General features: G+C 42.9%; 20 protein-coding genes. 2 read left to right on the top strand and 18 right to left on the bottom strand.

Annotated elements, in window-relative coordinates; all coding sequences use genetic code 11:
• Positions 1-9 precede the first annotated feature (9 nt).
• Positions 10-834 (bottom strand): M55 family metallopeptidase, encoded by an 825-nt coding sequence (locus NST73_RS06290; protein ID WP_274660228.1) that lies wholly within the window; start codon positions 832-834, stop codon positions 10-12.
• A gap of 189 nt (positions 835-1,023) precedes the next feature.
• Complete coding sequence (gene proG / locus NST73_RS06285; RefSeq protein ID WP_342499469.1) at positions 1,024-1,848, bottom strand: pyrroline-5-carboxylate reductase ProG; 825 nt, start codon at positions 1,846-1,848, stop codon at positions 1,024-1,026.
• Positions 1,849-2,017: 169 nt separating this feature from the next.
• Here proG and NST73_RS06280 point away from each other — a divergent pair, with 169 nt between their 5' ends.
• Positions 2,018-3,337 (top strand): trypsin-like peptidase domain-containing protein, encoded by a 1,320-nt coding sequence (locus NST73_RS06280; protein WP_024719608.1) that lies wholly within the window; start codon positions 2,018-2,020, stop codon positions 3,335-3,337.
• Between the two features lie 42 nt (positions 3,338-3,379).
• Here NST73_RS06280 and NST73_RS06275 read toward each other — a convergent pair whose 3' ends face one another.
• A complete protein-coding gene (locus NST73_RS06275; protein ID WP_342499468.1) occupies positions 3,380-4,330 on the bottom strand; it encodes a ring-cleaving dioxygenase in 951 nt (316 codons plus the stop codon).
• A gap of 329 nt (positions 4,331-4,659) precedes the next feature.
• Here NST73_RS06275 and NST73_RS06270 point away from each other — a divergent pair, with 329 nt between their 5' ends.
• Positions 4,660-5,985, top strand: a complete 1,326-nt coding sequence (locus tag NST73_RS06270) for an amino acid permease (RefSeq protein WP_136944426.1) — start codon at positions 4,660-4,662, stop codon at positions 5,983-5,985.
• 13 nt (positions 5,986-5,998) lie between these two features.
• Here NST73_RS06270 and NST73_RS06265 read toward each other — a convergent pair whose 3' ends face one another.
• From NST73_RS06265 to cysW, 15 genes are all read right to left on the bottom strand, one after another.
• Entirely contained in the window at positions 5,999-6,328 is a 330-nt protein-coding gene (locus NST73_RS06265; RefSeq protein ID WP_008358910.1) for a hypothetical protein, read from the bottom strand.
• 63 nt (positions 6,329-6,391) lie between these two features.
• Entirely contained in the window at positions 6,392-7,348 is a 957-nt protein-coding gene (locus tag NST73_RS06260) for a sugar-binding transcriptional regulator (RefSeq protein WP_017359143.1), read from the bottom strand.
• Between the two features lie 92 nt (positions 7,349-7,440).
• Positions 7,441-8,226, bottom strand: coding sequence for an SDR family oxidoreductase (locus NST73_RS06255; protein ID WP_024719604.1), 786 nt, complete (start codon positions 8,224-8,226; stop codon positions 7,441-7,443).
• Complete coding sequence (locus NST73_RS06250; RefSeq protein WP_024719603.1) at positions 8,204-8,899, bottom strand: SDR family NAD(P)-dependent oxidoreductase; 696 nt, start codon at positions 8,897-8,899, stop codon at positions 8,204-8,206. Before NST73_RS06250 ends, NST73_RS06255 begins: the two co-directional genes overlap by 23 nt.
• A 31-nt stretch (positions 8,900-8,930) precedes the next feature.
• Positions 8,931-10,313, bottom strand: a complete 1,383-nt coding sequence (gene lpdA / locus NST73_RS06245) for a dihydrolipoyl dehydrogenase (protein WP_056407862.1) — start codon at positions 10,311-10,313, stop codon at positions 8,931-8,933.
• A gap of 12 nt (positions 10,314-10,325) precedes the next feature.
• Positions 10,326-11,648, bottom strand: a complete 1,323-nt coding sequence (locus NST73_RS06240; protein WP_342499467.1) for a dihydrolipoamide acetyltransferase family protein — start codon at positions 11,646-11,648, stop codon at positions 10,326-10,328.
• Between the two features lie 17 nt (positions 11,649-11,665).
• Positions 11,666-12,646 (bottom strand): alpha-ketoacid dehydrogenase subunit beta, encoded by a 981-nt coding sequence (locus NST73_RS06235; protein ID WP_026050078.1) that lies wholly within the window; start codon positions 12,644-12,646, stop codon positions 11,666-11,668.
• Positions 12,647-12,677: 31 nt separating this feature from the next.
• A complete protein-coding gene (pdhA, locus tag NST73_RS06230) occupies positions 12,678-13,661 on the bottom strand; it encodes a pyruvate dehydrogenase (acetyl-transferring) E1 component subunit alpha (RefSeq protein ID WP_048001645.1) in 984 nt (327 codons plus the stop codon).
• A gap of 178 nt (positions 13,662-13,839) precedes the next feature.
• The gene (locus tag NST73_RS06225; RefSeq protein ID WP_017367078.1) at positions 13,840-14,871 is read right to left on the bottom strand and encodes an alcohol dehydrogenase catalytic domain-containing protein; all 1,032 of its coding nucleotides are present in this window, start codon (positions 14,869-14,871) and stop codon (positions 13,840-13,842) included.
• On the bottom strand, positions 14,868-15,314 hold the full coding sequence (locus tag NST73_RS06220) for a hypothetical protein (RefSeq protein ID WP_008346260.1): 447 nt from the start codon (positions 15,312-15,314) through the stop codon (positions 14,868-14,870). Before NST73_RS06220 ends, NST73_RS06225 begins: the two co-directional genes overlap by 4 nt.
• A 62-nt stretch (positions 15,315-15,376) precedes the next feature.
• Entirely contained in the window at positions 15,377-15,655 is a 279-nt protein-coding gene (locus NST73_RS06215) for a PTS sugar transporter subunit IIB (RefSeq protein ID WP_017367077.1), read from the bottom strand.
• Positions 15,656-15,674: 19 nt separating this feature from the next.
• Positions 15,675-17,048 (bottom strand): PTS transporter subunit IIC, encoded by a 1,374-nt coding sequence (locus tag NST73_RS06210; RefSeq protein WP_007498866.1) that lies wholly within the window; start codon positions 17,046-17,048, stop codon positions 15,675-15,677.
• Positions 17,049-17,098: 50 nt separating this feature from the next.
• Entirely contained in the window at positions 17,099-17,566 is a 468-nt protein-coding gene (locus NST73_RS06205; RefSeq protein WP_008346265.1) for a PTS sugar transporter subunit IIA, read from the bottom strand.
• 240 nt (positions 17,567-17,806) lie between these two features.
• Entirely contained in the window at positions 17,807-18,538 is a 732-nt protein-coding gene (gene cysA, locus NST73_RS06200; protein WP_024719598.1) for a sulfate ABC transporter ATP-binding protein, read from the bottom strand.
• Positions 18,539-18,553: 15 nt separating this feature from the next.
• A complete protein-coding gene (gene cysW, locus NST73_RS06195; RefSeq protein WP_159145609.1) occupies positions 18,554-19,423 on the bottom strand; it encodes a sulfate ABC transporter permease subunit CysW in 870 nt (289 codons plus the stop codon).
• Positions 19,424-19,427 lie beyond the last annotated feature (4 nt).

Genomic DNA, 19,427 nt, shown 5'->3' with positions numbered 1-19,427 from the left:
CCCCCTCGCTTAACAAAATGTTGTACGTGCGGCAAGCTCTGTCATGACAAGCATCGCTTGGTAGGCCTCTAATATATTCTCTGCTTGATACGTCACCGTTGTTGTCCCATCAATAATGGCAGTACCAGGCATTAAATTCGCCCATTCAGCTTGTCCATAATTGGCAAACTCAATCTTCAGCAGCGGCTGATCAGGTGGCGTCAGCGGCTTGATGTGATGAATCTCTTTCATTGCGACTTCCACTTGCTGAGAGATTAATTGGTTGACTTTGGCAGGAGTAAGACATTTCACAGCAGATCTTGAAATGGTTTCTTTCACCGCCACTGTTTTCACGCCAGGCATTAACTTTTCTGCTTCAAGTGCCGCTTGATCGTCTCCGCATACAAGAATGACCGGAACACCATAATAGCCTGCGACATACGCATTAAAGCCCATTTCACCAACTGGATGATCATTTATGTAAAAATGTCTGACACCAAAAATCATACTGTGAGACATCACACCTTTCATTGATGCCCTCGCATGGTAGCCTAAAAAAACAGCGGCATCATACGTTTGATCTAATCCTTGAACCATTGAATAAGGCTTTACATCCCCTGATATGAGAGATGCTTCCTCATGCAAATCTTCAATCAACAAATTATTCATTTTAGAATGGCTATCATTCACTAAAATATCGGTCGCCCCATGTGTAAGAAGAGCTTCTACACAGGCGTTCACTTCACCTGTCATGATTTTTCTCCCGCGCTCATAATTGTGCTGGCGGCTATCAACAAATGTATGATCAGCTAGACCAGTAATTCCCTCCATATCGACTGATACATAGAGCTTCATCCCCATCCCCCTTTAATTAAACTTAAAATTTGTGTATATTTTTCTAAATTTTCTAAAAAATTATATGAGAACTTGATTGATTTTTCAATACAATGTCTGAAAATAAGGAAATTAGACTCAGGTAATACAGGTCAAAAGCATTGATGCGAAAGGATTTATTTGACAGAAAAAACACCACTAGCTATGTCTTTAGTGGTGTTTGTCTGCTTCATCGATTTGCGATTTTAGCTGCGCATATTTTTTCAGCGTTTGTGTAAACAAGTCATCGAACATTTGCGGTGCCTGCCGCTGGATGACTGCAGCGCCTTCTCCTGTAATCCCGCCTTTTGTTGCGACCCTATTCACCGTTTCAGCAAATGTCAGTCCGTGTTCAACAAGAACTTGTCCTGTACCGAGCAGCGCATATGTTAAAAATTCATAGGCTTCGTCTAAAGAAAGCTCACTATTCCGAACAGCGGCTCTCGCCATTTCTTCAAAGATTGCTGCAATAAAGCCCGGAGAAGAGCTTGTCAAATTACTCGCCGCATCAAACCGGTCCTCTTCCACTTCCCTGACGATACTAAAAGCTGAAAGCAGGCGGTGGAGTCGTTCTTGTGCCTCCTGTCCAGCAGTTTCACCATGCGCCACAAGGGATACACCCGTCCCTACGGCTGATGTCAAAGTGGGAATGTATCTAGAAACCGGCTGATTCGTATGTTGCATTAATTTGTCTAACGTGACAGCCGCTGCCACTGATACGATATGAAGAGATGTCTTTGCGGGGCTCAGCTGATCTAATACGTCAAGTACAGCAAGCGGTGGTACACAAACAAACACGACATCACATGATGCAGAGATGTCATCTAAAGAGCAAATGTTGACATGCTGGTTCTTCTCTTTCAGCTGTTGCAGCCGCTCCGTTTCACTTCTTGTATGGATCATAAACTGACTGGCATGAAGTACACCTTTGTCCAGCCATTTTTGTACCATCATATCTGCCATGCTTCCATATCCAATGATTCCAATAGTCTCCACAGTTTAATCTCCTCTATTTTGCTTAGATTCACTACTTATTTTAACAATTTCCCACAATGTTTTCATTTTTATCCCACACTTTTTTCTTACGATAAAGTCAGTATCCACCACATACGGTCATTCACCTTAAACACATACATGTAAAAATCGATGAAAGAGAGTGATCTTGATGACACATCACAAAGATGAAAAACACACTTCTTATGAATTACAAACCATTGAACAACCGAAACAAAAGCAGAAGAAGCCAAGTGGCTGGCTGAAGCCATTTGTCAGCGGTATTGTAGGAGGTACGTTAGCGTTAGGTGTTTACGTTCTAACTCCATATGCTCAGCATTCAGAAAATAGTTCAACTGATTCGTCAACGAAAACAGCCGCTGTATCGACAAATGATACAAGTACAAATTCGTCAAAAACAACAGCGTCACAAACATCGAATTCGACCAGCAGTATTTCAAATATGGTCGAAAACGTATCACCAGCCATCGTCGGCATTACAAACTATCAAACACAAAGTCAAACAACCACAGATTTTGGCGATATGAACACACCTTTTGATGGATCACAGCAAAATCAAAACAGCAGCAGTCAAGAACAAGAAAGCGGTACCGGATCAGGGGTTATTTTCAAAAAATCCGGCAGTAAAGCCTATGTATTAACAAACAACCATGTGATTGAAGGAGCAAATAAATTAACAGTCTCCTTGCATAATGGCAAGACGGTAGCAGGAAAAGTGGTTGGTTCTGACCCGCTGACTGATCTTGCTGTCGTGGAAATTAGCAGCAGCGGCGTTACAAAAGTCGCTGAACTCGGAGACTCCTCATCCCTTCGTGCAGGAGAAACCGTCATCGCAATCGGAAACCCGCTTGGTGAAGATTTATCAAGAACAGTGACACAAGGAATTGTCAGCGGTGTCGATCGAACAGTTTCTATGGATACATCAGCTGGCGAAAGCAGTATTAATGTCATTCAAACAGATGCCGCCATTAACCCCGGTAACAGCGGCGGACCGCTTTTAACAACAGACGGAAAGGTTGTGGGGATCACCAGTATGAAAATTTCTGAAACAGGTGTGGAAGGTATCGGGTTTGCGCTCCCAATCAATGATGTCAAACCAATTGCAGAGCAGCTTCTCACAAAAGGAAAAATCGAACGACCTTATATCGGTATCAGCATGCTTGATCTCGAACAAGTACCAGATGCTTATCAAAAGGAAACGCTTGGACTGACAAGCAGTCAGCTGGATAAAGGCGTGTATGTAAAAGAAATCGCTGCTGGCTCACCTGCTGCAAAAGCTGGATTAAAGGCAGAGGATGTCATCACCGCCATCAATGGCAAAAAAGTGACAACCGGCAGTGAATTACGCCACGAGCTTTACACGAATGCAAAAGTTGGAGATACCATCAGCATCACACTCGTTCGTAATGGAAAAGAAGAAACAAAACAAGTGACATTAACACAATCTGAATCAAAGCAAGTCAGTTCTTAACGAAAAAAGCAGCTCATAAAAATTGAGCTGCTTTTTTCATGTTCACTTGATTGGGACCAATCTTTGTTCAATTTCTGCTCGTTTGTGCTCTAAAAATGGCGGAAGTGCTAATTGATCACCAAGTTCATACACGCTTTCATCCACTGTAAATCCCGGACCGTCTGTTGAGATTTCAAACAAAATGCCGTTTGGCTCTCTAAAATATAGGGCTTTAAAATAAAAACGTTCTACAACACCAGAGTTGGTGAAACCGGCTTTGGCTATTTTATCATGCCATTTTTCAAGCTCTTCTGCGTCCGCTACACGAAAGGCTACGTGATGAACACTCCCTCTGCCAGATCGCTCAGCAGGTCCTTCTGCTTTTTCAATGACATGAATCTCTGTTCCAGCTCCGCCCTGTCCTGATTCAAAAATCGTTACGATTTCCCCATCATTTGATTGTTCACGTGCTTTTTCTGTGAAACCAAGGATGCTCGTTAACACACTGATCGTTTTATCTGCTTCTGCGACTGTTAATTCTACTGGTCCCAAACCTCTGATCGCAAAATCAGCAGGAATCTCATCATGCACTGGTGGCTTCGCTCCATCTTGCACGTTTGGTTCTACAGTCAAAAACAGCTGCTGTCCTTCTGGATCTGTAAATTTCAAAGCAGGTCTGCCGCCTCTTAAAGAAGCTGTTTCTTTCTTTACACCTTTTTCTTCAAAGCGCTTTTCCCAAAAGGTGAGTGCCTCTTCTGAAGTGACAATCAGACCTGTGCGTGAGATCGCATTTGTTCCGTCCAGCCGGCGGGCGAGCATCGGTATTTCAAAAAACGTCAGCTCTGTACCAGGTGAGGCGACCTCATCTCCATAAAATAGATGATACATCGATGGATCATCTTGATTGACTGTTTTTTTCACCAGTTTTAAGCCAAGGATTTGGCGGTAGAAATCAACGTTTTTCTGAGCATTTGCTGTTAGTGCTGATACGTGGTGAATCCCATTTATTTTCATTGTGTTCACTCCTATTATAAAATATCTCGAATTCAAGATAATATCCTTATGAATAAAATAGGTCATTTTAGAAGAAAAGTCAACCATTCGACTGCATCTTTATTGGATGTTCGGTTTTCGCCCATTAAATTAACATTACATCAAAAATATTCTTATATTGTTCGCTTTTAAGATAACATTCATCCTAATATCTCCAATAAACGAACACTTTTAAATACAAATACGAAAATCAGAAAATTTTTTTAATTCTTGTTTTCCTAAAATCGTATTACAATGAACAAAATACATGTCACAGTAACGTACGAAAGTGATGCAGGAGGTCGTGTGTAATGAACAAAGAACAACCAGCGTTAAAACAAGACATCGGCTTATTTTTTGCCCTATCTCTTGTCATCGGAACAATTATTGGATCTGGCGTTTTTATGAAGCCTGGCAACGTCCTTTCTTATTCAGGAAGCTCAGGCATCGCCTTATCCGCATGGCTGTTAGGCGGGATCTTAACCCTTGCAGGCGGACTCACAGTCGCTGAAATTGGTACACAAATCCCACGTACTGGCGGTTTATATGCCTACCTAGAAGAAGTATACGGTGAATTTTGGGGCTACTTATGTGGCTGGGTGCAAATTATTATTTACGGACCAGCGATTATTGGTGCTCTTGGTCTTTATTTTGGTTCATTATTAGCTAATTTATTTTCTCTTTCTTCTTTATGGGCTACAACGATTGGCATTATCACCGTTCTTTTTTTATGTGTGATCAACATCATGGGAACGAAATACGGTGGTTTTGTCCAAGGACTGACCACGATCGGAAAGCTTGTTCCAATTGCAGCAATTATTGTGTTTGGCTTATGGAAAGGAAATGAACATATTTTCACAGCCGTCAATGAGAGTATCGCACAAATGAACTTCGGTGCAGCAATTTTGGCAACATTATTCGCCTATGATGGCTGGATTTTGCTTGCAGCACTTGGTGGTGAAATGAAAAATCCAGAGAAACTGCTTCCCCGTGCGATGGCAGGCGGTATTTTAATTGTCACAGCATGTTATCTCTTTATTAACATCGCCCTTTTGCATGTGTTACCAGCTGATCAAATCGTTCAACTAGGTGAAAATGCAACAAGCACAGCTGCTACAATGCTCTTTGGTCCAATTGGCGGTAAAATTATTAGTATCGGAATCATCATTAGTATCTTTGGCTGTTTGAATGGAAAGGTTCTTTCGTTCCCGCGTGTCATTTTTGCGATGGCAGAACGAAAACAAATTCCATTTGCCAAAGCCATTTCACGCATTCATCCTACTTTTCAAACACCTTGGATCGCTGTATTTGTACAGATTTTGATTGCCATTGTGTTTATGATCGTCAGTAATCCCGAGAAGCTGTCAGAGGTTTCGATTTTCATGATTTACATCTTTTATGTGATGGCCTTTTTCGCTGTCTTTAAGCTAAGAAAACAAAACAAGGGAATGAAGCGCGCTTATAGCGTACCACTTTACCCGCTCACACCGATCATTGCGATTATCGGCTCTTTCTTTGTCTTAATCAGCACCATGATCACCGATTGGCAAAGCTGTCTGATCTCCATGCTGATCGGCATTGCCGGACTGCCGATTTATTACTATATGAAAAAAACACAAAATAAAGCAGAGCGCTAAGACAGCCTCTGCTTTATTTTTTATATTGCTTAATGACCTTATAAGATTCGTTTAAATATCTCATCAGCCGGTATGGCTTACTTAAAACCCGGATGGGGAGTCTTGAAATAAATCCATTCAGGTTCGCCTTATACTCCTGCGTCATCCGCTTCGGCTTTGTGGCAATTTTTTCATACACTTCTTTGTAAAATTCCTTCATGATGTCGACTTGCACACTGATCTTCTGATGACACTCTGTACACTCAACGCTTTTCATCTGATCATTCACATAAACGATGCTGTGGAGGGTCTCTTCTTGGCACCGAGTACAGTGTAGGTTTGCTTCCATTTCGGTTTTCTTCAAGATACACAGCTCCTTTCTCGTTTGATGTTGCTCTTTTTATACAATACGATGGCTGTCAGCTGTTTATTGGACAGATGCTTCCTTTAAAATAGCTGCCGCAGTCAATTCATCGGTGACGAGCACCTGAATAAAGCCGCCATTTAAAGCCCCTAAAATACTTTCAGCTTTATGAGTTCCTTCCACAACTGCGATGACTTTTTTCACGTTCTTTAATTGTTCTAACGATAATCCAATCACCTTTTGGTTCAACTCATCTTGGACTGGTTTCCCTTCCCCGTCAAAGAAACGAAAACCAATATCTCCAACAGCTCCTGATTGCCTTAAACCAGACAAATCTTCTTCTTTTAAATAACCGACTGTTTTCAATGTAGAGCCTTTATGCGGATTCCCAATACCGATCAGGGCAATATCAACATTTCTGCCTTCTTCAAGCACAGCTTCTATGTCCTGCATCGCCATCAGCCGCTCTTTTAATTCTTCTGTTTCTAAAATTGCAGGTGCATATAAATAGGAGCACGTACCATTCATCTTCTTTGCCAGCTCATATGCCAGCTGATTCGCGTGAATGTCGACTGCCTGCCTGCCCATTCCGCCCTCTAAAGGAATGACTTTGACATCGTTTCTTCGCTCAAATGGATATTCCTTCACGAGCTCGGCAAGTGTGGTTCCCCATGAAATACCGATTTTCTCAGCGCCTTTCATGTTTTTAGAAAGATAATAGGCGCCCGCTTGACCGACTGCCCGTTTGACCATCTCAGACATTGTCCCGACACTTGGGACAACGACAGCATCCGTTAATTGAAAGGTCGTTTCCAGCTGCTTTTCAAGTTCCACTGTATGAATACTTTCGTCTTTAATGTACACTTCAACGATTCCCACATCTTTTGCTTTTTGTAAGAGCTTTGAAATGACTGGTCTTGAGACATTGAGCTTTTTTGCAATCTCCTGCTGCGTCCACCCGTCTGTATAATAAAGATGAGCAACCTTGACGAGCTGTCGTCTTTCTTCCCAATTCAGCATGTGACATCATCCTTTTAATATACTATGATTACCAGTATACCAAACATTCGTTTCTAATTGGAACAATTGTTATGAAAATAAAAAAAGAGCGATTAACTCTCCGCTCTTTTTCCCTCGCTATATTTAGGCTGATACGTTCTCCCGCCATCTAATAAGAGTATCTGTCCGTGCAAATAGCTTCCCTCGTCACTTGCGAGAAATAAAGTGACTCCAGCAATATCTTCTGGTTTTCCTAATCTCCCGATCGGAATAAGGGATCGAAGCTGACTTTTCTCAAGCTCAGTCGGATAGAGCGTATCAAGCATCTGAGATTCAATGACGCGCGGTGCAATGACATTGATGCGGACATGATGGGAACCCAATTCCTTTACAAGCGAACGCATGAGACCAAATGCACCGGCTTTTGACGCGTAATACTGGATGCCGCCGCCAGAGCCTGTTATCGCAGATCCTGATCCAATAATGACAACGCTGCCTTCTTTCCGCTCACATAGATAGGGTGCTAATGCTTTGATGCAGTAGAAAAGACCATATAGATTCACAGCCAGTGTCTTTTTCCAAAGTGAAAAATCAACCTCTAAAAAAGGAAGGGATTTCGTCATTCCTGCTGAATAGACAAGATGCCCAATGCCACCCAACTCCCTTTCAGCTGCTGACGCCATTTGCTGAACACTTTCCCACGATGAAACGTCAGCTTGGAACGTCAGCAGCTGAGGATGCTGTTGTTTTAAAAGCGAAAGTCCCTGTTCATCTATATCTGACACAGCTACACGATGCCCTTCTTTTAAAAAACGCTGAGCAATTTCTTTGCCGATTCCTTGGGCGCCACCTACGATGAGAACTGGTTTTTGTTGATTAGCCAGCGCTCTCACCCCCATCAAGCATAATTGCTGCTCCATCTGTAAATGCACCGTACGATGTACTTAAGAAAACCGTCATATGAGCCACCGTCTCCTTGATTTGCTCTTTGTCAGGAAGCAAATGGAGAGGCGGCGGAAGTAGTGCCAATACCCGGATGCCTTTATCTTTAAATTCGCGCGCTAATCCTTTTGTCATGGCATTCAACATACTATTTGATGTAGCATGTGAGATCCCGCCATCACCTGTTATGCTGCCTGATGAGGAAATATTAATGATGCAGCCCTGTTTCTGATCCACCATATGCCACACAGCGGCTTGACTGGAAAGAAAGACTGTATTTACGGATCTTTCCACTTCATCGACCCATATCTCAGGACTTACGTCATCAATCTCCTCATCTGCTTTTTGCTCGGCTTGATTGACTAAAATATCAAGCTTGCCGCATGTATCGATGACTTGTCTTAGCATAAGCGTAGCATCACGCGGTGTCTCAAGCGGATTGATGACAACAGTCGATTGGCCGCCTAATTTTTCAATGTCTTCGCTTATCGACTTTGCTTTTGATTCATCACGAAAAGCGTGTATGAAAACATGTGCACCTGCCTGGGCCAAAGCTAGGCAGATGGCTTCTCCAAATCCATCTGTGCTATCTGTCACAAGTGCCACTTTCTGATGAAGCTGGACGTGCACACGGATCTCCTCCCTATCTCTTATTTGGCATTTATTTTCTCAGCTTACTCACAATATCAAGAGCTGCTTCATAAAAGCCTTCTGAGATGGTTGGATGCGGATGAATCATTTTGGCCATCTCTTCCGCTGTTCCTTCTAAATACATAAATGAGGAAGCCTCTGATATCATCTCCGTTACATGCGGACCAACCATTGTAGCGCCAATGACTTCACCATATACGGTATCGTACACGAGTTTAATAAAACCGGTTTGAACACCTGCTGCCAACGCTTTTCCGCTTGCAGCTAAATCAAATCGCTCTGCCCGCACGTTTAGCCCTTTGGCTTTTGCCTCTTTCTCTGTCAGTCCCACACTCGCTACTTCTGGCAATGTATAAATACATCTAGGAACGATGTCGTGATTCATTTTTTCAGGCTCGCCGCATATATTGCTAACCGCAACAGCTGCCTCTGCCATCGCCGCATGAGCGAGCTGATAGCCGCCGGCTACATCTCCAATTGCATAAACACCTTCAGCACTTGTCTTCATCTCATCGTTTACTTTAATAAAAGGACCATCCAGCTGAAGATCAAGCTGACTGACAGCAGAAACATTTGGTCTTCTTCCGACACAAACTAGCAGTCTTTCAGCCGTAAAGATGTGCGTCTCTCCTTTATCGTCTGTCGCATGAATCGCTTTGACTCCTTCGCTTTCTGTTACCTCTGTCACCGTCGTTTTCTTTGCGATATGGATGCCTTTTTTCTTCAATTCTTTTTCTAGTAATTTCGACGCTTCTTCATCTTCCTGTGGAATAATCGACGGAGCGGCTTCTATAATGGTGACTTTTGATTGGAGACTCTGGAAGATGCATGCCAGCTCAAGACCAATTACACCCCCGCCAATAATGACGACAGATGCAGGAATATCTGGGATGTCAAAGATCGTATCACTTGTGTCAAATTGAATCTCTTTGAGCCCTGGAATAGGCGGAATAGCAGGTGATGAGCCAGTGGCAATGATCAGCTCTTTTGTTTCAATCGTTTCTGACCCATCTTGTTTTTCAATGTCAATGCGATTTTTTGTCACAGCTGTGCCTCTGCCGTTATATACATCAATCTTTCCTTGCTTTAATAAAAAGGCGATTCCGCCCCTGAGTTTTTCGATGACATCATCTTTACGTTTTCTCATTTTATCGAAGGAAAGAACCATCTCACCTGTTTCGATTCCCCAGCTTTTTGCTTTCTCAATGGATTCAATAACTTCTGCATGTTTGAGCAGTGTCTTTGAAGGGATACAGCCTCGATTTAAACAAGTCCCCCCTAGAAAATCCTCTTCAATCAATGCAACCTTGTGTCCACGTTCAGCGGCTTGAAGGGCGGCAGTGTATCCGCCAGGCCCTCCGCCAATGACTGTTAGATCATACGTTTTTGTCATCCGATTCATCTCCTACATTAGCAATTCAAATGGTTGTTCAAGCACTTTTTTAAGGTCTGTTAAAAAGGCTGCTGCTGGTGCACCATCTACCACTCGATGATCAAATGATAAACTGACGCCCATCATTGGCCGCACGTGAATTTCTCCATCGATCACTACAGGTTTTTCTTGAATGCGTCCAACGCCTAAAATCGCCACTTCCGGCTGATTAATAATTGGGGTAAACGTGTCAATGGCATACATCCCTAAGTTACTAATGGTAAATGTAGACCCCTTCAACTGGTCTGGCAGTAGCTTTTGATCGCGTGCATTTCGACCAATTTCTTTTGCTTCTTTTGTGAGCTGTTTCAGCCCTTTTTGATTTGCATGAGAGATGACCGGAACCATTAAGCCGTCTTTCACAGCAACCGCAAGACCAATGTGCACATCCTCATGGAAATGGAGCTCATTTTGTTCAAACGTCATATTGATTTGCGGATGGCGCGTGAGGACACTGCTGACCGCATGGATGATGATTTCTGTAAACGACAATCTGTAGCCTGTCTCTTTTTCAATCGCTGGGAGCAGCTGTTTGCGCACTTCTTTTGCTTTTGTCATATCAATTTCACTTGTTAATGTGACGTGCGGCGCTGTAAAGGCACTTTGTGACATGCGATCTGCGATCACTTTTCTCATCCCGGCTAGTTTTTGTGTTCTCACTGGAGCAGCCTCTGCCTTTTGTGCGCCTGCTGCTGTCACATCACTCTTCATGATTTTGCCGTGAGCGCCAGAACCAGCAACATTCGCTAAGTCGATCCCTTCACGAGCAGCCACTTTTCCTGCAAGTGGTGATACGCGCTGGCCTTCCTCGTTCGTGTGAAGGGCCGCTTCGACATCCCGTTTTTGAATTCTGCCTTTTGGTCCTGTACCAGATACTTCGTGAATGGCTACTTGGTGATCTTTTGCCGTTTTTCTCGCTGCAGGAGTTGCGCGTACTTTCTCACCCACCGCTGGTTCAACTTCAGTCGAAACAGATGGTTCAGATGGTGATGACGTTCCGCTGTCTTCAGAAGATGCTTCATCTGACTGCGCTGGCGGCTCGCTCGGTACCTGCTCATTAGCCTCTCCGATATATCCAATGACAGCATTAACTGGAATCTGATCATCTGCTTCGTAATATTTCTTTAGAAAAACGCCATCATCATAGGCTTCAACCTCGATATTGATTTTGTCTGTCATAATCTCAAATAGAGGCTCACCGATTTCAACCGAATCTCCTTCTTCTTTAAACCATTGAAGCAAGGTACCGATCTCCATCGTACTGCTTAGCTTCGGCATAAATATCTCTTTTGGCATGATCTTCTCCCCTTTACTTAAGAGCGCACGAGCTCTTTTGCTGCTTCAATAATATCTGGCACTTGTGGAATGACTGCTTTTTCCAGCGTTGGGTTGTACGGTATTGGGACGGCAAGACCGCCAAGTCGTTTAATAGGTGCATCTAAATAGTCGAAGGCTTCACTTTCCGCTATCATACTGGCAATCTCTCCGCCGTAGCCGCCTCGTTTCACTGCCTCATGCACAACGATACATTTGCCTGTTTTTTTCACAGATTCAATAATGGTTTCTTCATCTAATGGGACGAGCGTTCTCGGATCAATGATCTCGACATCGATTCCTTCCGCTTCTAGTTCCTTCGCTGCTTCGAGCGCTTTGTGCACCATAATGGCTGTTGCAACAATTGTGACGTCCTTTCCGCTTCTCTTCACATCCGCTTTCCCTAAAGGAATCGAATACTGCTCTTCTGGTACTTCACCAATTGTTTTATATAAAAGCTTGTGTTCATAGAAAATGACAGGGTTGTCATCATCCATTGCTGCTTTTAAAAGTCCTTTTGCATCATAAGCTGTTGAAGGCTGAACCACCTTTAGTCCAGGAATATGAGCCATCCACGCTTCTAAGCTTTGGGAGTGCTGCGCTGCGGCACCTGTCCCGGAACCTGCTGGTGTTCTGACAACAAGCGGCACTTTCCCTTTTCCGCCAAACATGTAACGTGTTTTCGCTGCTTGGTTTACAAGCTGATCCATTGCAATTGTAATAAAGTCAGAGAATTGTAGTTCTAAAATCGGACGCATCCCTGTCAAAGCCGCTCCGACTGCCCCCCCTGCGATGGCAGCCTCTGAAATCGGCGTATTGCGGACGCGTTCTGGACCGAATTCCTCGATCATCCCGCGCGTGACACCAAATGCGCCACCGTATACGCCGATATCTTCACCTAAAATGAAGACATCTTGATTTTTTCTCATTTCCTGACTCATTGCTTCTCGAACGGCTTCTAAATATGAAATCTCTCTCACTGTCGTGTTTGTCACGTGATTCCCCTCCTAATTAGGCGTATACATCCTCTAATAGTGTGTCAATTGATGGTTCTTTACTATTTTTCGCAAATTCAACAGATGCCTCGATCTCTTGCTTCGCTTCTTCTTGTAAACGAGCAGCCTGCTCTTCTGTCAGAACATCTAGCTCCATTAAGAGTGACTTAAAGCGTTTAATTCCGTCTTTTTGTCTCCATTCTGTCTCTTCTTCACGTGTACGGTATTTTTTCGCATCACTCTTAGAGTGACCCTTCCAGCGATACGTTTTCATTTCAATAAGTGATGGACCTTCTCCAGCTCTTGCACGGCTGACCGCTTCATCTACTGTGTTCATAATCTCAACCATGTCATTTCCATCAATCGATTTTCCTGGGATTCCATAGCTTTCTGCTCTTGTTGAAATGTCTTCAATGTTGATCATTTCTTTCACAGGACCAGACATGCCGTATTGGTTGTTTTCACAAATAAACACAACAGGTAAATCCCAAATGGAAGCAAGATTCAGCGCTTCATGGAAGCTGCCTTCATTTGTGGCGCCGTCTCCGAAGAAACAAAGGACCACAAAGCCTTCCTTTTTCATCTTGGACGTGAGCGCCGCACCTGTTGCAAGCGGAATACCGCCGCCAACAATTCCATTTGCCCCAAGGTTTCCTTTTTCTAAGTCGGCAATATGCATGGAGCCGCCTTTTCCTTTGCAGTAACCCGTTTCACGTCCGAACAGTTCAGCCATCATTTTATTGACCTCTGCACCTTTTGCAATACAGTGACCATGTCCGCGGTGTGTACTGACAATCTTATCTTCATCCTTTAACACAGCAATAGATCCAACAGCCGATGCTTCCTGTCCAACACATAAATGGGTCGTTCCATGGATTAATCCTTTAGCAAAGAATTGATCGACCTTTTCATCAAAATATCTTACTAACCACATTTGTTTATATAAATCTGCTAATTTCTCATGACTAATCTGTTCAGGCAAAGTGATTTGTTTTTGCATTTCTTCTCTCCCCTTTACATTTGTTCTTATGTGTTACATTTGTAATTATCATACGTTTAACTCTCATTGAAGTCAAGCATTTCCGTTTTTTTTAAGCGTTTTCATCTTTTTTCAGAAAAAAAGAGAAAGGCAAAGCCCTTTTCCAAAGACCTTCTCTTTCTCTCCATCTCGTACATTCTCATTCATCTGGATACATCATGATTTTGACGCTTTCACCTTCTGGATGCCTAGCGCATTCTATCGCCTGACGAAGCTGACTTAATGGATATCGATGCGTCACCATTTTTTCTGTATGAACGACTTTCGCTTTTAAGAGCTCTAGCGCTTCACGATAATGATAGGGATGCGAGGAATAAGCTCCGACTACTTTCACTTCATCATGGAAAAAACGTTCTGCTGGAATGGAGACATCCCCTTTCGGAAAGTGAGCAAAGACCAAAATCGTTCCGCCTCTTGCGACAGCTTGAAATGCTTCTTTTAAAAGCGCACTGCTCCCCACAGAAATAATGACAAGGTCCGCTCCCTTTCCATCTGTTTCTTTCATGACGCGGTTTTCTACTGGCTCAGATGCTGGATGAAAAGCGACGTCCGCCCCAAGATTTCTTGCTTGAAGGAGCCTGTTCTCATTTACGTCTGTGATCATCACTTTTCCAGCCAAATAATATTTGGCAAGCTGTAATTGAATGCAGCCAATTTGCCCCGCTCCAAGAATCAAGACCGAATCTCCAGGATGAACGGGCGCCCTTTCAAAGCCGTGAAGACAGCAGGCAACCGGTTCGACCATCGCTCCTTGTTCATATGAGACGTCATGTGGGAGCTTGCCCATTGTATGCTTAACATGTAAAGCAGGAACACGAATATATTCCGAAAAACCGCCCGGCTCTACATTTGTGGCTGCAAATTGCGGGCACATTGTATAAAATCCTCTTTGACAAAAGTCACATGTAAAACAAGGGACATGATGCGCTACATACACCCTGTCTCCCGTTTGAACATGTGTGACGTGACGGCCTGTTTCGATAATGTCACCAGCGATTTCATGCCCTAGCACTGTGCCAGGAGGTACCGTCTCATGTGTCGCTTTATAAATATCCGTCCCGCATAACCCGCAGGCACGCATTTTTAATAACACTTCATCATCACCAATGGCTGGCCGCTTCCGCTCCTCGTAACGAATGTCCTCTGAAGAATAAAAGACAGCTGATTTCATTTAGCCGCATCCTCCTTTTCATCACATGTCGCAAGACTCTGCAAGGATTGAACGAGCTGCTTGTACTCACTCATCTCACTTGAAATCCAGTAGCGTCCGCCAAATATTCGCGCAGGTCCCACTCTGACATATACTTTCCCGATATGAGGATATGGTTTTAAAAACAATTTTCCTTTAATATCGGACACGGCATATGTGTGCCACCTGCCAAAAGCACCTATTTTCAGCTCATCTTCACTAATCATGATATTCGTTGGCTGATTCAGGCCAGTGATGCTAGAAAGCATAAGGATAGGCAGCGTATAGACACCTAACACAGCTAATGGCTCAGGTCCTGCCGACATCAACGTATAAAGAGACCAGAGAAAAAACACACATATTAACAAGGCCGGAAGGAAAATAGAAAACATGGCAGACGTTCGGCTATAAGCATGCTGCTGCATGAGAGCTCCCCCTTTCAAATGACATGGAAGGAGCTTTCGCAGCTCCTCCACGCAATCATCGTTCACTTAATATGATCGATAATTTTTTCAATATCATCTTCAATGCCAAATCCCGTTAAAAAAGATAACGTTTGAATCACAGGCGTTCCTTTTGTATCACTAACAGGCGTTGTCGTCACAATTAAATCAGCACCCTCCGCTTTCTGCGGAACCTCAGATGCCTTACACTGTTCAACGATGACATCGTATCCTTTTTCCTTTAATGTCTCTTCTACCTTTTTTGCCACAACCGTTGACGTCGCAACTGCCGTTCCGCAAGATACTAATATTTTTTTTGCCATGAGAATCCCTCCAGCTCGTTTATTGATCTTTCTGATCTAAGCCCATTTCTTTTGCATACTGCTTTTTAATATCATTTCGCACCCAGTACCAAAGAAGCGCATATGCCAGTGCACAGACAATCGCTGCAATGAAGTAAGGATTGCTCGGATCAAGAAGTCTTACCATGATCCAAGGAATGACGTGTGAACCAAGATCGATACCAGAGATCATATTTGCCCCTTCTGGGAAGTCGAAACCAACTGCTTTCCCCATTGTTGTGGCGAGTGGTGCAAGGTTCGTTGCAATGAAGAAGACAATCATTAAGGTAAAAATACTGTTAATGAGGCCGCGAATAATATTCCCACGAGCGGCTGCTACTGCCCATACTACTGTAAATGGCAGAACCGATAAGTCTGCAAACGGCAGCATACCATTGTAAGGAAGAACGACAGCGAGCAAAATGGTGATTGGCACCATCAAAAGGGCTACAGCCATATTCGCTGGATGACCAATGACAATCGCTGTATCCAAACCAATATAGACATTTTTTCCAGGGAAACGCTTTTGAATATAAGAACGAGCACCCTCAGAGATTGGAATAAGTCCTTCCATTAATAAAGCAACCATTCTTGGCATTAACACAAGCACTGCAGCCATTTGAATTCCAAGGGTCATGACACCTTTTGCATCATAGCCCCCAAGAAGACCAATAATGATACCAAGTATAAGACCCATCACAAGCGGTTCACCAAAGATGCCAAAACGTTTTTTCAAAGTTTCTGGATCCGCATGAATTTTGTTTAGACCAGGGATTTTATCAATCACGCGGTTTGACGCATACATGAGCGGAGCGAAGTTGACCGTTTCAGCATGAGCCATCGATACGCCTTTTAATCCGAAATGGTGTTCAATCGTCGGTGCCGTCCAATCGGCGAGTTTTAGTGTAATCGCAGAAACGATTAAACCAACGGCAAGAGCTAAGAACATATTATGATAAGCGTAGTAAGTAACAGAAGCAGCGAAAATCAAATGCCAGAAATTCCAAATATCCACATTCAATGTTTTCGTAAAGTTAACAGACAGCAAAATGACATTTAACAAGAGCACAAGAGGAATCATCAAAGGGGCAACAGGTGTACCAAATGAAATGGCGGCTCCAATCGGCCAGCCGACATCTAAAATATCAAGCTTTAATCCAAGGGAATTGACCATGGCTTTGGCTGCTGGTCCAAGACCGCTTACAAGTAAATTAATGACCAGATTGACCCCGACAAATCCAATTCCGATGGTAATACCTGCACGGAAGGATTTTTTAAATCCTTGCCTTAAAATCATACCGAATAACGTCATAATAATTGGGAGCATAATTGTTGGCCCTAAGTCTAAGATGAAATCGACGGCTTGCTTGATCATACATCCACCTCCTGATTTTAAATAAAGCGCTTACATTATGTCTTGAATAACTATTGGTTTAATTCTTTTTGAAGTACATCAACGGCTTCTTCATACGATGTCATGTGAGATAAACTTGTCATTACTTCTTCTTTTCTGAAAAGCGTCATCAGTTTCTCTAACATCACGAGCTGCTTACTAGGTTCAGAGATTGCCAGAACGAACACAATTTTAGCTTGAACTGTCTCATGAGGGCTTCCCATCTTATGAAAAATAACAGGTTCCTTTAATGTCGCTACACTGATTGCCGGTTTGTTTACATGTTCAGGATCTGTATGGGGAATGGCTACCCCAAAGGTCGCAAGAGGAAGACCGGTCGGATATGTTTTTTCTCTTTCAAGCACTGCTGGTAAAAAGCTCGATTTAATATACCCTCCAGTTTCTAACCTTTCTGCTAAATAGGCAGTCACCTCCTCACTTGAAGATGCTTCGTATTGCAGCTCAATCAGCTGTTGATCTAACTCAAACAAGCTGTTCAAACAACCACCCCTTTCATTTGGTATAAATATGAACACATGTAACAAAAAGAATGAACATTTTAAAATAGAACCTTTTATAAAGCGCTTACAAACAGATGTGTTATAAAATGTTCAATACTGTTACCTTTGTAAAGATATTATAATATTCGAAATTATAAGTCAATGTTCCTAGGAAAATTTTTATAAAAAAAGATGCAGCTTTTTGCCGCATCTCTTTCATTACATCACATCAACTTCTTGTTAAATATGGCTTCCTATATCTAAAAATTCAGCTACAAAAAGGTTGTCTGTCTGCTCTGTCATTTCTTTTTTTGTGCCGATTTTTTCGATTCTGCCCTCATTCATCACCACAACACGATCAGCGATATCAAACGCTTCTTCTTGATCATGCGTCACAAAGATGGTCGTCATTTGAAATTCTTGATGAACTTTTTTCAGCCAATGTCTTAAGTCTTTTCTCACCTTTGAATCTAGTGCACCAAAAGGTTCATCTAAGAGAAGAGCTTTCGGTTTGACGGCAAGTGCACGTGCGAGTGCTACACGCTGCTTTTGTCCACCTGACAGCTGCTCTGGATAACGATGTTCATACTGCGTTAATTGAACGACTTTCAGCAGCTCATGCACCCGCTCTTTGATGTCTTTTTTAGGCAACCTTTCTCCTCTAGGTTTCATCTTCAATCCATAAGCCACATTATCAAATACCGTCATATTTCGAAAAAGCGCATATTGCTGAAAGACAAAACCAATTTGCCGTTTTCGCACTGGAATATAAGTATAATCCTGTTCTCCAAATAAGATTTGCCCTGTATTCGCATCATCAAGCCCTGCAATAATTCTTAATAAAGTCGTCTTACCTGACCCAGACGGTCCAAGTAAGGAAATCAATTCCCCATTTCCGATCGTCAAATCCACGTTTTGCAAAACCTTCGTCTGCCCAAATTGCTTTGATATTTGTTTCACTGTAATCCCCAAGGCTGATCCCTCCATTTATTTTGAACGCTTGCCAAGCCTATGATCCATCTGCTGAATGATCTGCTTGATGATTAATGTAATGACCGCCACAAATGCCATGAGAGAGGCCACGGCAAAAGCCGCTTGGAATTGATACTCGTTGTATAGAATTTCTATATGAAGCGGCATCGTATTCGTCATTCCGCGGATATGACCGGATACAACCGACACTGCACCAAATTCACCAATTGCCCTAGCCCCTGCTAAAATGGCGCCGTAAAAAAGGGCCCATTTTATATTTGGAAGTGTCACAAGGAAAAAGGTCTGCCATCCACTGGCACCAAGCGTAAGCGATGCTTCTTCCTCATGAATGCCTTCATTTTGCATAAACGGAATTAACTCTCTCGCAACAAAAGGAAATGTCACAAAGATGGTCGCAAGAATCATCCCCGGTACAGAGTAAATCACTTTCCATCCATTTGCTAAAAGCCACGGTCCTAAAAGTCCATTTGAACCAAATAAAAGTACAAATACAAGTCCTGCAATGACAGGTGACACCGCAAACGGAAGATCAATGACAGTCGTTAACAAACGTTTTCCCGGGAAATGAAATTTTGTGATGAGCCAAGCAGCACTGACCCCAAAAATCATTTGAAGCGGCAATGTGATCATCACAATGAAAACAGTCAATTTAATTGCCGCAAGCGTGTCTGGATGTGAGATGGCAAGAAGATAAGAACTCCATCCTTTCTCAAAAGCCTTTGAAAACACAGCAATCAACGGCATGAGTAAAAACAAAATCAAAAAAGCATACACCACACCAATCAACATACTCTTCACCGCTTTTGATTCCGTCACAGGACTCCTGTACTTGATGCGGTGCTCTTTAATAAGCTCCCTTTCCAATCAT

It is taken from the genome of Bacillus sp. FSL W7-1034 (genome assembly GCF_038593365.1).
Lineage (GTDB): Bacteria > Bacillota > Bacilli > Bacillales > Bacillaceae > Bacillus > Bacillus altitudinis.
The sequence above is the reverse complement of the archived record's forward strand: the minus strand, read 5'-3'. Positions and strand labels throughout refer to the sequence as shown.